This window comes from Tropicibacter sp. Alg240-R139 (assembly GCF_900537075.1).
Classification (GTDB): domain Bacteria; phylum Pseudomonadota; class Alphaproteobacteria; order Rhodobacterales; family Rhodobacteraceae; genus Falsiruegeria.
The window spans coordinates 602256-617176 of record NZ_UNRA01000002.1; the positions used below are offsets into that span (position 1 = coordinate 602256).

Consider the following 14921-nt stretch of genomic DNA (forward strand, 5'->3'; position numbering starts at 1 on the left):
GTGCGCGGCGGGGTTTGGGATTTGAGTATTTGGAAAAAGGTGAAGTTCAGGCCAGTTCTTGCAGGCGCGCTAAGGCCTGTTTGATCTTGCCTTCTTCCTCTTCCCGCGCAGCGAGGTTGGCGCGGGTTTCCTGGACCACCTCCTCGGGCGCGGAGTCCGCGAATTTTGGGTTCTTGAGCCGTCCGCGCAGGCCGCCAAGCTCTTTGGTCAGTTTACCCAGTGTCTTCTCAAGACGCGCGATTTCCGAGCCGACGTCGATGATGTCAGCCAGTGGCAGGCCAAAGGTGCCGCCCGCGACCGGGATGGTCACGGTGCCTTTGGGGAACTCATCCACAGCGGTCAGGCTTTCGATCCGGGCCAGACGCTGGATCAGGACGTGGTTGTTGTCCCAGGCCTCTTGCCCTTTGTCGTCGAGGCTGGAGACCAGCAGCGCTACCTTGAGGCCTGCAGGCACATGGGTCTGCGCGCGCGCCGAGCGCACCGTGTCGATCAGGCCGATGACCCAGTTCATCTCGCGATCCGCCTCGGCATCGACCAGATCGGCGGCCGTATAGGTCGGCCAATCCGCGTGGATCAGCATCTTGGCGCGCTTTTCGGCGTGGCCCCAAAGTTCTTCGGTGATGAAGGGCATGATCGGGTGCAGCAGGATCAGCGATTGATCCAGAACCCACCGCAACGTCGCCTGCGTTTCGGCCTTGGCCGCCGCATCGTCGCCCTGCAGGATCGGCTTCGAGAATTCAAGATACCAGTCACAGACCTTGCCCCAGACAAAGCCGTAAAGTGCTGAGGCCGCATCGTTGAAACGATAGCTGTCGAGCGCCGCGTCCACCTCTTCGCGGACCTTGGCTGTCTCGCCGATGATCCATTTGTTCAGGGTCTGCGTCGCCTCAGGGCGGATGCTCTCGCCGGTGTAGGGGATCTCGTAGTGTTCGGCAAAGCTGAAGGCGTTCCACAGCTTGGTGCCAAAGTTGCGATAGCCGGTGATGCGGTCGCGGCTGAGTTTCAGCACGCCGCCGATGGCCGCCATGGAGGCGTTAGTAAAGCGCAGGGCGTCGGCGCCGAACTCGTCCACGATGTCCAGCGGGTCGATGACGTTGCCGGTGGTCTTGGACATCTTCTTGCCCTTCTCGTCGCGGACAAGCTGGTGCAGGTAGACGGTGTGGAACGGGATGCGTTTTTCGACCGGCAGATCCTCATCAAGCACAGCCAGCTGCATCATCATCATGCGGGCGACCCAGAAGAACAGGATGTCAAAGCCGGTGATCAGCACATCCGTGGGGAAATAGCGTTGCATCTCTTCGGTATCGCCGGGCCAGCCGAGCGTACCGATGGGCCAGAGGCCGGAGGAGAACCAGGTGTCGAGGACGTCGGGATCGCGAGACACTTCCCAAACAAGCGTACCATGTTCGTTGCGCTCTGGGATGCCGGCGCCCCCTTGCCCATAGTCTACAAACCTGACTTCAACAGGTTCGTCGGCCTGACTATGGGCGTACTCTTCGAACCGAGCTCTAGCTTCCTCTTCGGAAGATGCACAGACGACCATTTCGTTGCCGAAAGTAGAAACCCCGGTGGTTCCGGCTCCAGCTACAGAAATGAGTTCGCCGTCACTGCCCGGTTCGTCATCTTTTTCGAACGGAGTCGCATACCAAACCGGAATCTGATGTCCCCACCACAGCTGGCGCGAGATGCACCAGGGTTCGATGTTTTCCAGCCAGTGATAGTATGTCTTCTCGCCGCTCTCGGGGATGATCTTGACAGTGCCGTCCTTGACCGCATCCAGCGCGGGGCCAACGACCTTTTCGGCGTCCACGAACCACTGGTCGGTGAACATCGGCTCGATGACGACTTTGGAGCGGTCGCCAAAGGGTTGCATGATCGGTTTGGCCTCGACCAGCGGGACGGTGGTGACCGCGGGGGCCTCTTCGCCCTTTTTCAGCTTGGGCTGGGGGCCAAGGCGCGCATCATCAGACGTGGTCATGACGGCCAGACCGTCGGCGGTGATCTCTTCGACCACCTTGGCGCGCGCCTCGAACCGGTCGAGGCCGCGCAGGTGATCGGGGATCAGGTTGATCGCGTCGATTTCGTTTTCGGTAAAGGCTTTGCCGCGCGCGTATTCTTGCGTTTTTCCTGCCTCGTCCGCATAGGGCGCGCCGTCTGCCCGCATCGCGCCTTTGGTGTCCATCAGGCGATACATCGGGATACCGCCGCGCTTGGCGACCATGTTGTCGTTGAAGTCATGCGCGCCGGTGATCTTTACCGCGCCCGAGCCGAAGTCGGGATCGGGGTAGTCGTCGGTGATGATCGGGATCTGGCGGCGGTGCTCTTTCGGCCCCACGGGGATTTCGCAGAGCTTGCCGACGATGGGCGCGTACCGCTCGTCCGAGGGGTGGACGGCCACGGCGCCATCGCCCAGCATGGTTTCGGGGCGGGTGGTGGCGATCGAGATGTAGTCGCGTTCCTCTTCCAGGATCACGGTCCCGTCTTCGTCTTTCTCGATGTAGGTGTAAGTGACCCCATCCGCGAGTGGGTATTTGAAGTGCCACATGTGGCCCGCGACCTCGATATTTTCTACCTCGAGGTCCGAGATGGCGGTTTCGAAATGCGGGTCCCAGTTGACCAGACGCTTGCCGCGATAGATCAGGCCCTTGTTGTACATCTCGACAAACACCTTGATGACGGCGTCGTGGAAGTTGGGCGAGTTCTCGTGGCCCGTGCGCGGGTCACCGGCGGCGCCGGCCATGGTAAAGGCGTTGCGCGACCAGTCACATGTCGAGCCGAGGCGTTTGAGCTGCTCGACGATGGTGCCGCCATATTCGCCTTTCCATTCCCAGACTTTGGCGAGGAATTCCTCGCGCTGGTAGTCGGTTCGCTTCTTGCCTTCTTCGGCCATCAGCTTTTTCTCGACCTGCATCTGGGTGGCGATGCCTGCGTGGTCCTGGCCGGGCTGCCAGAGCGTGTCGAAGCCACGCATGCGGTGCCAGCGGATCAGGATGTCCTGCAGTGTATTGTTAAAGGCATGGCCCACATGCAGCGCACCCGTCACGTTGGGCGGCGGGATCATAATGGTGAAGCTTTCGTCGCGCGACTTGTTCGCGCCTGCCTTGAAGCAACCGGCCTCTTCCCAGGCCTTGTAGAGGCGGCTTTCGGCCTCGGCTGCGTTGAATGTTTTTTCCATCGCCATCTGATGTTGTCCTGCGTCATCGAATTCGGGGTCAGCGCCTGCAATAGCGAATGGGGGCGGCAAGGGGAAGGGTTTGTCGATGGGATGGCAAGAGAGTGTGAGGTTTGGGGCCATTTGGACGGGGATGCTCCCGCCCGTCGACGATGCCCCTATCGGGACATCTCCTCCCGTTGGGCCGGGCCTCGCTGCGCTCGGCGGTTGGCGCTTGTGGCGAGACCGACGCCTCAAACGGGACCACGCCGAGCGCAGCGAGGCGCCCGGCCCAAGGCCGTTAGCGGTGCTGGCGAAGCCAGGATTGCTCGGGTGCGGGAGCGCTTCTGGATCTTTGTGCAGACGGTGTGTCTGAAATCGGTTTCAGACCTGTGCAAATCTCTCGCGGAAATATGCCTCGACCCTGTGATAGGCCGGATCGTGAAAGTGCAAGGTCAGCAGGGAATGGTCCTTGCCGGGGAACTCGACCGTTTGCAGGTCCTCGCCAAAGGCCCGCTCCAATGCGCGCATCAGGCGGGCGGGGGCCACCCCGTCGCCAGTGTATCGCATGGCAAGCCCGGGGCCTTTGCTCTCCATGCCTACGCGTGCCGCGGCGATGTCGGCCTCGCTCATGTGCAGCCTGTCCCGGCCAAAAAGCGGCAAGGCTGGCTGGCTGGCGACACCACCCAGAACCGCGTCATCCGCCATCAGTGCCAATGCAAAGCTTCCCGTCAGGCACATACCGATTACGCCAACACCTGCGGTGTCTTCCTCCGATCGGATATGGCGACACAGCGCGCGCATCCAAGTCGAGATTGGGCTTTGCCGCCCCTTCAGGAACACGTTGAATTCGCGTCGGATGCAAAACATGCGCAACGCATTGCGTGTCATCGTCACCTTGCCGAACGAACCAAACAGGTGGGGCAGGTAGACCCTGAACCCGGAATCCGTCAGCCGATCTACCAGGTCCAGCGTTTCTGGACCGATACCAGGCAACTCCTGAAGTAGTAAGATCGGAGGGCCATGACCCCGGACATGGACGGTATGCGTGGCCTCTTGACCGGTGCTCAGCGCAGCGGTGAAATCAAAGGTTCGGTCAGGTTCCCACGAGGACATGTTGGGGACATAGCGCAGTACACATGTTAATTCCACGTTTCGCGCTGAAATGCACTGTTTCCGGCCCAAAAGGGCCAAAATCCTGCTATTCCGCCACTTTTTGGGTCAGTTTTGGAGTTACTCGGACCGATCAGCCGCGATGTCTGTGTTCTGGAGTGGTTCGCGCGCGCCAGGGCGGATCACGTCTGGATCATAGGGCGTACGGTCAAAGACCTCGCGCACCATCGGCGCGAAAAACTCCAGGGGCAGGTCCTTGTATTCAGGATCAAAAGAAGCCTGATCCCAGCGTTCGCAGAACACCTCGTTGTCCTCGAAATAGGCGTGGCCGCGATGGCGCTCGCGTTTGTTCTGGTCAAACCCGTCCAGGTGATGACCGTAGTAAAGCATCTGGAAATCGCCGTGGGTATGAACGACCCAGGAACACTGCTCGCGCACAAAGGGCTTCAGGATCGTGGCGGCGTATTCATCGTGATTGTAGGGGGCATAGATATCGCCGATGTCATGTAGCAGGGCCGAAACGATCCAGTCGAGGTCGGCCCCATCGCGATACGCTCGGGTGGCTGATTGAACCGAATGTCCAAGGCGTGTGATCTGATAGCCCGACAGGCCTTCGTCCAAATCGACCAATGCTTGCAGTAATCGGTCGGCAGTGTGCTTGGTGTGATCGATCTCATGGGCGGTCAGGAATTCATACTCTTCCTTGGTGCCATCTTTCATTTGGGTAAAGCTGACTTTGTCCACAGTCGGTCCTTCATAGTCGTTTGCGTCTGCATAGGCCTGATAAAGTGAAACATCCTTTGACAGGCCTTGGGCAAGTGCTTTTGTCTGTTCGGATTGAATTTCGTGGTGCCGGGCAAGAGCCTCTGTCGCGAATAAGCTATCTGGTGTCGGTACATGGACAAACGCGTCCGCAGTGTCAGTTCCACGCGCTATCATCGCATAGTCACGGTCGGCCACCTTTTGTCGTGCATTGGGGTTGATATAGCGGATTGCAAAGCCGATCCGCCGGTCATTCGACACGTTGGGGCCCGAGCCATGGAAGGTCAGCCCGTGATGCAGAGAAATTTGGCCGGGCTGCAACTCAATATGGGTCTTCTCCTCGTCGTTTACGGCCACCGCAATCTCTTGTCCGCGCGATAGCAGGTTGGTTTCGGCAAACGTGTCGTTGTGCGGCATGATCGGGTTCTTGTGACTGCCTTTGACAAAATCCATGCAGCCGCTGTCGATGGTTGCCGGGGACAGGGCCACCCAGGCCGTGACCTGGTCTGATGTTTCTCCCAAGCCCCAGTAGGTCAGGTCCTGGTGCATGCCAACGACGTGTTTGGTCTGGGGTTCCTTGATAAAGAATTCGGCGGACCAGATCATTAGGTCCGGTCCAAGGATCCCCTCGACCGTGTCCAGAATGCGCGGATCAGTGGCCAGTTTCGCGGCCAGCGGCATCACTATATGCGCGTGGTTACGCTTGTAGGTCATCAGCGGCTTGGGGAGATCGGCCGCCAGCCAGTCACGCTCGATCCTTTCCAATTGCGTCCGCAGGTTGGCGGCTTCTTCGGGGGGCATGATCTGAAGCGGGAAAAGAAACCCCTCGTTCCAATATTGGTTCTTCTGCGCGTCGGTCAGATGACCGTTGTCCAGGGAAAGGGGCTGCGGCATGGTGGCTCCTGGGGCTGCGGATGCGTTGAGCCAAGTTATGCTGTGTCGCGTAATTCTCAGAACGCGAAGTCTTGCAGCTTAGGCTAAGTTTTGCTTAGCCTAAGCGAATGGCCTCTCGTATCCCCTCCCTGAACTGGCTGCGCGTGTTCGAAGCGGCCGCGCGCACAGAAAGTTTTGCGCGCGCAGCGCAGCAATTGAACATGTCTGCTGCTGCCGTCAGTCAACAGGTCAAGGCACTCGAGTCTCAGTTGGGCGCACGTCTGTTTGTACGGCACCCCCATTCGGTGACACTGACCGAGGCGGGGCGGGGGTATCTGCCTTCGGTGCAGCAGTCACTGTTGATGCTGGAAACGGCGACCACTGGGCTGTTCGGTGAAACCCGACAACAACGGGTGTTTGTGCAATCCAACATGCTGTTTGCGCACGGGTTTCTGGCGGCGGGAATTCCGGTCTTTAATGAAACACACCCCGACGTACGCGTGATGCTTGGCACCAGCAACCAAGCCAGTGAAAGTGCCAGCCAGTTCACTGATTTGCAGATCGTCTTTGGCAATCCAACGCTGTTTGGTGCGTCGCATGATCCACTCTTGGAAGAACGCCTGTTTCCAATGGCTGCACCAGAAGTGGCTGAAAGGATCAACTCACCGCACGATCTGCTGGACCATGTGCTGATCGAGGTGGCGTCGCATCGTGCGGGGTGGCCCTATGTTTTCAAGGCTCTGAAGCTACCCCGGGGGAGCCTGCGCCATACCTTTGTGGATAACACGATTCTGGCGTCAACCATGGCAGCTGCAGGGGGCGGTGTTTGTCTTGCCAGGTCGCCAGCCAGTGACGTCATCACATCCTTGAGCGGACTGATGCCCTGTTTGCCGGGGTTTGAGGTGCCTGGGCAAGAAGGGTACCACCTCGTCTATTCGGATAAACCATCGCTGCGTCCAGCCGCCCTTGTCTTTCGCAACTGGTTGTTGGATTATCTTACCGAGAACGGGCATCCTCCCGATTAAGCGTCGTCCGCCACGCTGATCGAAGGACAGATGGCTTTGATCCTCCGAGCGGGTGTCACAGATGACCGTCCCCACGTTTTACGGTGGTGCGCCTCGCCGCAGGCGAGGCGCACCACCGCCGCAAAGGCCCGTCAGGGCATGCAGCGGGGGCGGGAGCATCTCCGGGTATGCAGGGCCAGTACGCGTCGGCATTAACGCCCGCTCCGATCTAGCTTGGTGGACAGATGGATCAGGCTTTCCGAGGATAGAACCCCGCGCGCCTCTCCGATCCGGTCAAGGGTTGCGTCTAATTCGGCTGTGGTCGTCGCGCTGACCTGCACTTGCAAATCAAACCGACCTGAGGTTGTGTGCACCACCTCGACGCCGGGCAAGCTACGCAAGCGGCTCAGAACGGCCGGTCCGGTGCGCGGTTCGATCGAGACCAACACCGTAGCTTGCAATGGTGGACGGGCCGCGGCGCTGAGACGCAGAGTATAGCCTGCAATGATGCCACTGTTTTCCAAGCGTTCGATCCGGGCTTGAACCGTGGTGCGCGCCAGACCCAAAAGTCGCGCCAATTCGGTAACGGGCGTGCGCGCGTTGTCTCCCAACAGGGTCAGAAGCTTTGTATCGATTTCATCAGGTTGCATGGTGCTTTCGGCGGAATGACGACTCTTTCTTGCATATTACTCACTTCGCCGCATGAAATCGACGATTGATTGCCTCACCTTTAGAAAAAAGCAGTGAGGCACCGATGCAGCATCTTTCAACCCCCTGGGCCACCCCGGAAACTCATCTCAGCCGTATTCAACCGGACCATCCGGTGATGTACCTGTCGCCTGCGGTCCTTCAGGCCACCGCGCGGCGGTTCCAGCAAGGCTTTGACGGGCTGGTCACTTACGCCGTCAAAGCCAACGACCGGGCCGAGGTGCTGGCCAATCTGGTTGCGGCGGGTGTGACCACGTTCGATGTGGCCTCTCCGGCCGAGATGCAGGCGGTGCGCACGGCTTTGCCGGACGCAGTTCTGCATTACAACAACCCGGTGCGCTCCGAGATCGAGATCGCGGCGGGCATCGCTCATCAGGTGGCGAGTTGGTCAGTTGATGATGGGACCGAGCTGGACAAGTTGGCAGCCGTGCCAAAGTCCTGCGAAATTTCTGTCCGCTTTGCTTTGCCGGTCGAAGGCGCGGCATATGACTTTGGTGAAAAATTCGGAGCCTCCAAGAACGAGGCCATAACGTTGTTGCAGCGTGTAGCGGCGCAAGGCTGGGTGCCGTCCTTGTGCTTCCACCCCGGAACCCAATGCGAAGACGCCAATGCCTGGGCGCGCTACATTGAGGCCGCGGCCGACATCGCTCAACAGGCCGCTGTGCCTCTGGCGCGGCTGAATGTAGGGGGCGGGTTTGCAGCGCATCGCAACGGGCAAGCGCCTGATCTGGACGTCGTGTTCAAGACGATCCGCGAAACCGTAGATCACGTGTTCCCTGAAGGTGCGCCCAAGCTCATCTGCGAACCCGGCCGCGCCATGGTATCTGAGGCCTTTGTACTTGCGACCCGGGTCAAGGGCATGAAACAGGAAGGGCGCATCGTCTTTCTGAACGACGGCATCTACGGGGGTCTTGTTGATCTGCGGGACATGGGATTGATGGACCGCGTGCGCGTCGTCTCGGAAGATGGCACCGAACGCGCAGGTCCTGGCAAGGCTCGCGTCGTCTTTGGCCCCACCTGTGACAGCCTGGACCGCCTGCCTGATGGTCTTTTTCTACCGGATGATATGCAAACTGGTGATTATCTGTTGATTGCAGGTATGGGTGCCTATTCGGTTGCCATGTCCACGGTGTTCAATGGCTATGGGTTGCACGACGTGGCGACAGTGCTGTCATTCTCTGGACACTGAGCCCCTGCGGGCTATCGTCGCGACCTGAGCCAGCAGGGAGCGCGCGATGGAAAAGTTCGGAAAAAGCCAACCAGTCAAACGGGTCGAAGACATCCGCTTTCTAACCGGGCAGGGGCGGTTCATGGAAGATGTCGCCCCAGACGGTGCGTTTTACGCCGCATTCTTCCGCAGCCAGGTCGCCCATGCGAACATCACGTCGTTGGAATTGGACGCGGCGCGCGAGCTTGAAGGCGTACACCTAGTTGTAACGGTCGATGATCTGGAGGCCGCTGGCGTCAAGGTCGCAATGGATGGCACCACGCTGCGAAACCGCGACGGCTCCGCAGCGGCTGCACCTGAACGGCCGATGCTGGCACGGGGTCGGGTTCGCTTTGTCGGCGAACCGGTGGCCATGGTTGTGGCCGAGACCCCGGAACAGGCTCGCGACGCGCTCGAAGCCATCAGGATGGATACCGAAGATCTGCCTGCCAAGACCGACCTTGCACCCGGTGGGGCAGAACTGCATCCCGAAGCGCCCGGTAACCGCGCCTTTGATTGGGGGCTGGGCGATGAAGCGGCGACCCAAGCCGCTTTTGAGGCCGCAGCGCAAGTGGTCTCTCTCGATGTGCACGACAACCGGATCATCGCCAATTCGATGGAGCCGCGCGGATGTCATGCAGCGTGGGAAGGCGACCACCTTCACTTCTCATACGGTGGCCAAGGCGTTTGGGCCATGAAGACGCAACTGGCCGACAAGCTTGGGATGGAGCCTGAAAACCTGCATGTCACCACGCCGGATGTGGGCGGCGGTTTTGGCATGAAGGCGATGCCGTACCCTGAGTACATCCCCGTTGCCCATGCCGCGCGCGTCTTGTGTCGACCGGTGCGCTGGATGTCCGAGCGCACGGAGGCGATGCTGACCGACAACCACGGCCGCGATCTGACCTCGCTGGCCGAGCTGGCCTTTGACGCCAACCACAAGATCACAGCCTACCGCGTACAGACGCGCTGTAATCTGGGCGCCTACAACAGCCATTTCGCGCAGGCCATTCAGACCAACCTGTTCAGCCGCGTGCTAATGGGGGTCTATGACGTGCAGACCACCTGGCTGCAGGTCGAAGGGATTTACACCAACACCACTCAGGTCGATGCCTATCGCGGGGCCGGTCGGCCCGAAGCGATCTATGTGCTGGAACGCGTCATGGATCGCGCCGCGCGTGAGTTGGGGGTCAACCCATGGGAGCTGCGGCGCAAGAACTTCATCAAGCCCGATGCGTTCCCTTACAAGACCGCAACCGGTGAAACCTATGACGTGGGCGATTTTGACATGATCCTGTCGCGTGCCGGGGATCAGGCCGAAGCCGCAGGCTTTGCCGCCCGCCGCGCGGCGGACGCTGAGCGCGGTCTGCTGCGAGGGCAGGGCCTGTGTTACTATATCGAAAGTATTCTGGGTGATCCTTCTGAGGGCGCGACGGTTGAGTTCTGTGACGATGGCTCGGTCAACCTTTATGTCGGGACGCAGTCGAACGGGCAGGGGCATGAGACGGTTTATGCTCAATTCCTTGCCGATCAGACCGGCATCCCGGCGGAATTGATCCGGGTTGTGCAGGGCGACAGTGACCGCATCGCGCAAGGCGGGGGAACGGGCGGGTCCCGTTCCGTGACCACGCAGGCCAACGCCACCTTGGCGACGGTCGATGTGATCCTCGCCGCATTCACGCCCTATCTTGCCGACAAGATGGGGGTTCAGGAGAGCGACGTCATGTTCGACGACGAGACATTCCGTGCCCAGGGGTCCAACTTGACCCCGACGCTGGTTGAGGCGGCCGAGATGGCGCGCGCGGATGGTCGCGCTGACTTACTACGGCACGAGGCGCGGGCACAGTTGCCCGGACGCAGCTATCCCAACGGGGCCCATGTTGCCGAGGTTGTGATCGACCCCGAAACCGGTGTGACCACAGTTGACCGTTACACAGTGGTTGATGATTTCGGTAATCTTATTAACCCGATACTGGCCGAGGGTCAGGTGCATGGCGGTGTGGCTCAGGGCATTGGTCAGGCTGTGACCGAGCACGTTGTGCATGATGCGGATGGACAACTGCTCACGGCAACGTTGATGGACTATGCCTTGCCCCGCGCCGCCGACGTGCCCATGATTGAGTTTACCTCGCAACCGGTTCCGTCGACAGCCAACCCCATGGGGATGAAGGGCTGCGGCGAGGCCGGAACGGTCGGGGCGCTGGCCGCCGTGGCAAACGCCGTGCAGGACGCGCTCTGGGATCGGGGGGTGCGTCAGGCGGACATGCCGTTCACACCTCTCAAAGTATGGGAAATGATCAAGGATGGTTCTGTCGCGGCTGAGTAAGAAACTTCTGGGTTGGCTTGGACGGCCACTGCGGTCTGAGCATTCTTCAGAGACGCCGCATCGCGGACCTCAGACGCATGTGCTCATTCTGGATGGAACCATGTCCACGCTAGAGCCGGGACGTGAAACCCATGCCGGGCAAGTCTTTCGTCTGGCGTGTGAGATGGGCTCTCAAGTCTCGGTTTTCTACGAAGCAGGTGTGCAGTGGAAGAGCTGGCGTTCCACAATGGATGTGATGATGGGCCGCGGTATCAATCGCCAGATTCGCCGCGCTTATGGTTATCTTGCTTCGCGTTACAAACCCGGCGACCGGATCTTTCTGGTCGGATACTCGCGTGGGGCCTACGGCGTGCGCAGTCTGGCGGGCGTGATTGACATGGTCGGATTGCTCAAGGCCGAGCACGCGACCGTTCGCAATATCCGCCAAGCCTATCGTCACTATGAATGCAACCCAAGTGGCCCCCACGCGGCCGCTTTTGCACGGGCGTATTGCCATGACGAAACACCCATCGAAATGGTTGGGGTTTGGGATTCGGTGAAGGCTTTGGGTATGCGATTGCCGCTTTTGTGGCGGTGGGCCGAGGCGCGCCACGCCTTTCATAACCATCAACTGGGGCCGAGCATCCAGCATGGCTATCATGCACTTGCACTGGACGAAACGCGGCAGGTGTTCACGCCTGTGCTTTGGCAATGTTCACCTGGGTTCAAGGGTCATGTCGAGCAGGTTTGGTTCCGGGGCAGTCATGGCGACGTGGGCGGGCAGTTAGGTGAATACGAGCAAGCACGCCCCTTGGCCAATGTCTCGTTGGTTTGGATGCTGGAAAAGGCCGAGAAACACGAGTTTCCCTTGCCTCAGGATTGGCGTGACCGTTTCCCAGCCGATCCAGATGCACCCTCGGTTGGGACGTGGCGGGGGTGGGGAAAGATCTTTTTGCTTCGAGGTCCACGTGTGGTTGGGCGCGACAGATCAGAATGGCTGCATGAAACGGTTCGCCCCGAAGATGTACCCGGAGCAGCCCAGGCACCGATGGCACATCCAACAACCACCCATTGAACAGACGGGTGCCTCAAATCATGTACCAGTCATTCGGGGAACCTCCCGCACCCGAGCGATCCCGACTACGTCGGAACCGCTAGCGGCTTTGGGCCGCGCGCCGCGCTGCGCGCGGCGCGGTTCCGCCAAGACGAATTCTGCTGCCAGAGACATCTGTGGAAGATGGGTGAGAACAGGCGCGACTGCCGAGCGAAGCGAGGCCCGGCCCAACGGGAGAAGGTGTCCCGCCAGGGGCGCCTACGACGGGCGGGAGTGCCCCTTTCCCATAATAAATGAGCAACTTGTCGATACAGCCAGGGACGCGAATGTTGGTTTATTGCATCTTCATGATGATGCAAGTGGTGGACCCTGTGGCGTAGAGCCTGTCATCTTTGACACCGCGAATTTCGCCATGAGCGATCCCGGTGGATCGGCCTGCATGGTTGGTGATTCCGATAGCTTCGATCTGGGTGCCCAATTTGATCGGTCGGATGATATTCACCTTGTATTCCAACGTCGTATAGGTCGATCCGGTGGGCACCTTGGTCCATACTGCGCAGGCCATGCAGCTGTCGAGCAGGGTGCCGTACCAGCCGCCATGAACAACGCCATGAGGGTTGGTCGATCCTTCATTTGGAATGCCGCGAAAGATCACTTTTCCCTCGTCAACACTGTACGGAGCAAAGCCCAAGGTACGAGCCATCGGCGCGCCGGGGATGTCGCCGTTCAGCACTGCCTGCATCAACTCCAGGCCGGATCGGTCGGTGATATCAAATGTGTCGCTCATTGCTCGCCTCCTGATCTTTTACCGCCACGCTAGCAGCGGCGCACCGTGCGGCAAGCCTTACGCGACGTTCTGCAGGTCGACCTTGGGCACGACACCTAAGGCGTGGCACACATCGCGCGTCAGCTCGGGGCGGTTGAGTGTGTAAAAATGCAGCTTGTCAACGCCGCCATCGATCAGGTCCGAACAGAGCTCGGTGCAGATTGCCGTCGCCAGCAGATCCTCTCGTCCGTCGCGGGTGGCCTTGTCAAACGCATCTTCCACCCACTTGGGAATCGTCGTGCCACAGCGGCGGGCAAAGTTGCGCGCGCCCTTCCAGTTCTCGATCGGCAAGATACCCGGCGTGATCTGCTTGTCGATACCCGCCTTGGCGCAGGCGTCACGAAAACGAAAGAACGTCTCAGCCTCGAAAAAGAACTGCGTCAGTGCTTCATTTGCGCCCGCATCCAGCTTTCGCTTGAGCCAGTCGATATCGGCTTGCGCATTCTGGGCTTCGGGGTGGATGTCAGGGTATGCGCCGACGTGAATGTTGAACTTATCAGTAGCGGCCAGGGCCTCGATCAGCTCAACGGAATTGGCAAAGCCATCTGCGTGTGGCGTGAACTGACCCTCGCCTTTGGGTGGGTCGCCGCGCAGGGCAACGATGTCTGTAACGCCGGCCGCGGCAAATTGATCAGCGATGGCCAGGGTTTCCGCCTTTGAAGCGTTCACGCAAGTCAGATGCGCTGCGACGTTCAAACCGGATGATTTGTGCAGCGTCGCGACAGCATCGCGCGTCAGGTCGCGTGTGGTACCACCTGCGCCATACGTGACCGAAACAAAACGCGGATCCATGGGGGCGAGTGTTTGCACCGTATCCCACAGGCGAAACGACGCCTCCAGGTTTTGGGGCGGGAAAAACTCAAAGGAAATATCGGGCGCGGTCATCGGTGTCTCACTCATGTCTCTCGGATCTGGCCTCTTGTCGCACGTGCAGCATTGTGAGACAATTTCATAATACTCAAGAACAACATGAGGATCATTGGGCGTGCACATCGAATTCCGTCATCTCCGGACAATCAGGGCCATCCATGAATGTGGTGGGTTGGCGCGTGCAGCCGATCAGTTGAACATCACCCAGTCGGCGCTTAGCCATCAGATCAAGGGGCTTGAGGACCAAGCCGGGATAGAGCTGTTCATTCGTCGCTCTAAACCGATGAAATTGTCTTCGGCGGGTCTGCGGCTATTGCGCTTGGCCGAGCAGGTGCTACCGCAAGTCGAGGCAGCGCAGGCCGAGTTTTCGTCACTGCGCGAAGGCAAGACAGGGCGGATGCATATTGCAATTGAGTGTCACGCCTGTTTCGAGTGGTTGTTTCCTGTGCTCGAGCAGTTTCGCAAAAGCTGGCCCGATGTGGATGTGGACATTCGACCGGGGTTGGCATTTGACGCGCTGCCTGCGTTGCAAAAGGAAGAGGTGGATCTGGTGGTGTCTTCGGACCCCGAGGAACTTCCTGGCGTAGAGTTCATAGAACTGTTTGACTATAATGCTGTTTTTGTCGCGGCTGCCTCTCATGCATTGGCAAAGAAGCCGTTTATCGAAGCCGAAGATTTTCGCGGCCAAACGCTGATCACCTATCCAGTAGAGCGGACTCGCCTGGATGTGTTCAGCCAGTTGTTGATCCCGGCCAAGGTGGAACCGGCGATGATCCGGCAGGTCGAGTTGACGGCGGTGATCTTGCTGTTGGTGGCGTCAAATCGCGGCGTTTCAGTGCTGCCGGATTGGGTGGTGCGCGAGGTGAAGTACAGTTCGGATTATGTCACGCGACCATTGACCGAAGACGGCATCACCCGGCGGCTTTATGCGGCGGTCCGATCCGATGATCTGGAGAAGCCGTTTGTTCAGAAATTGATTAGCCTGGCGAGTGTCGAAGCCAAAAGGCTCCAGTCGCAATAGGGTGGGTGCGCGGGACAGCGGTTCCGC

The 14921-nt window shown here is 59.5% G+C and carries 11 protein-coding genes and 1 pseudogene; 5 read left to right on the plus strand and 7 right to left on the minus strand.

Annotated elements, in window-relative coordinates:
- Window positions 1-46: 46 nt before the first annotated feature.
- The 4 genes and pseudogenes from G6R15_RS10510 to G6R15_RS10525 form a co-directional block, all read right to left on the minus strand.
- Window positions 47-3181 (minus strand): valine--tRNA ligase, encoded by a 3135-nt coding sequence (locus tag G6R15_RS10510; protein ID WP_164660276.1) that lies wholly within the window; start codon window positions 3179-3181, stop codon window positions 47-49.
- Window positions 3182-3535: 354 nt separating this feature from the next.
- Window positions 3536-4267: a dienelactone hydrolase family protein gene (locus tag G6R15_RS10515; RefSeq protein ID WP_164659808.1), complete on the minus strand. Its 732-nt coding sequence runs from the start codon at window positions 4265-4267 to the stop codon at window positions 3536-3538.
- A 117-nt stretch (window positions 4268-4384) separates the two neighbouring features.
- Window positions 4385-4984, minus strand: coding sequence for an HD domain-containing protein (locus G6R15_RS10520; RefSeq protein WP_164660277.1), 600 nt, complete (start codon window positions 4982-4984; stop codon window positions 4385-4387).
- Window positions 4985-5278: 294 nt separating this feature from the next.
- A pseudogene (locus G6R15_RS10525) lies at window positions 5279-5920 on the minus strand (phytanoyl-CoA dioxygenase family protein); the annotation flags it as partial.
- 107 nt (window positions 5921-6027) lie between these two features.
- Here G6R15_RS10525 and G6R15_RS10530 point away from each other — a divergent pair.
- Window positions 6028-6924 (plus strand): LysR family transcriptional regulator, encoded by an 897-nt coding sequence (locus G6R15_RS10530; RefSeq protein ID WP_164659809.1) that lies wholly within the window; start codon window positions 6028-6030, stop codon window positions 6922-6924.
- Between the two features lie 191 nt (window positions 6925-7115).
- On the opposite strand, the gene G6R15_RS10535 is transcribed toward G6R15_RS10530, so the two are convergent.
- Window positions 7116-7553, minus strand: coding sequence for an Lrp/AsnC family transcriptional regulator (locus G6R15_RS10535; RefSeq protein WP_164659810.1), 438 nt, complete (start codon window positions 7551-7553; stop codon window positions 7116-7118).
- A 104-nt stretch (window positions 7554-7657) separates the two neighbouring features.
- On the opposite strand from G6R15_RS10535, the gene G6R15_RS10540 reads away from it, so the two are divergent.
- The 3 genes from G6R15_RS10540 to G6R15_RS10550 are packed head-to-tail and all read left to right on the plus strand — an operon-like array spanning window position 7658 to window position 12198.
- Window positions 7658-8800 carry a type III PLP-dependent enzyme gene (locus G6R15_RS10540; protein WP_164659811.1) on the plus strand — a complete coding sequence of 381 codons (1143 nt, stop codon included), beginning with the start codon at window positions 7658-7660 and terminating at the stop codon, window positions 8798-8800.
- Window positions 8801-8846: 46 nt separating this feature from the next.
- Window positions 8847-11144, plus strand: coding sequence for a xanthine dehydrogenase family protein molybdopterin-binding subunit (locus G6R15_RS10545; RefSeq protein WP_164659812.1), 2298 nt, complete (start codon window positions 8847-8849; stop codon window positions 11142-11144).
- Window positions 11122-12198 (plus strand): DUF2235 domain-containing protein, encoded by a 1077-nt coding sequence (locus tag G6R15_RS10550; protein WP_164659813.1) that lies wholly within the window; start codon window positions 11122-11124, stop codon window positions 12196-12198. Before G6R15_RS10545 ends, G6R15_RS10550 begins: the two co-directional genes overlap by 23 nt.
- 313 nt (window positions 12199-12511) lie before the next feature.
- Here the strand turns inward: G6R15_RS10550 and G6R15_RS10555 are convergent, their stop codons facing one another.
- Window positions 12512-12964 (minus strand): PaaI family thioesterase, encoded by a 453-nt coding sequence (locus G6R15_RS10555; RefSeq protein ID WP_164659814.1) that lies wholly within the window; start codon window positions 12962-12964, stop codon window positions 12512-12514.
- A gap of 57 nt (window positions 12965-13021) precedes the next feature.
- On the minus strand, window positions 13022-13888 hold the full coding sequence (metF, locus tag G6R15_RS10560) for a methylenetetrahydrofolate reductase [NAD(P)H] (RefSeq protein WP_164660278.1): 867 nt from the start codon (window positions 13886-13888) through the stop codon (window positions 13022-13024).
- 100 nt (window positions 13889-13988) lie between these two features.
- Here metF and G6R15_RS10565 point away from each other — a divergent pair, with 100 nt between their 5' ends.
- Entirely contained in the window at window positions 13989-14894 is a 906-nt protein-coding gene (locus tag G6R15_RS10565; RefSeq protein WP_164659815.1) for a LysR family transcriptional regulator, read from the plus strand.
- The last annotated feature ends 27 nt before the right edge of the window (window positions 14895-14921 follow it).

Bases quoted from the DNA above. Each gene is read 5' to 3' on its own strand.
- G6R15_RS10540 (WP_164659811.1), top strand. From the start codon at position 7,658: ATGCAGCATCTTTCAACCCCCTGGGCCACCCCGGAAACTCATCTCAGC.
- G6R15_RS10520 (WP_164660277.1), bottom strand. From the start codon at position 4,984: ATGAAAGATGGCACCAAGGAAGAGTATGAATTCCTGACCGCCCATGAG.
- G6R15_RS10535 (WP_164659810.1), bottom strand. From the start codon at position 7,553: ATGCAACCTGATGAAATCGATACAAAGCTTCTGACCCTGTTGGGAGAC.
- G6R15_RS10530 (WP_164659809.1), top strand. From the start codon at position 6,028: ATGGCCTCTCGTATCCCCTCCCTGAACTGGCTGCGCGTGTTCGAAGCG.
- G6R15_RS10510 (WP_164660276.1), bottom strand. From the start codon at position 3,181: ATGGCGATGGAAAAAACATTCAACGCAGCCGAGGCCGAAAGCCGCCTC.
- G6R15_RS10515 (WP_164659808.1), bottom strand. From the start codon at position 4,267: ATGTCCTCGTGGGAACCTGACCGAACCTTTGATTTCACCGCTGCGCTG.
- G6R15_RS10555 (WP_164659814.1), bottom strand. From the start codon at position 12,964: ATGAGCGACACATTTGATATCACCGACCGATCCGGCCTGGAGTTGATG.
- G6R15_RS10550 (WP_164659813.1), top strand. From the start codon at position 11,122: ATGGTTCTGTCGCGGCTGAGTAAGAAACTTCTGGGTTGGCTTGGACGG.
- G6R15_RS10545 (WP_164659812.1), top strand. From the start codon at position 8,847: ATGGAAAAGTTCGGAAAAAGCCAACCAGTCAAACGGGTCGAAGACATC.
- metF (WP_164660278.1), bottom strand. From the start codon at position 13,888: ATGACCGCGCCCGATATTTCCTTTGAGTTTTTCCCGCCCCAAAACCTG.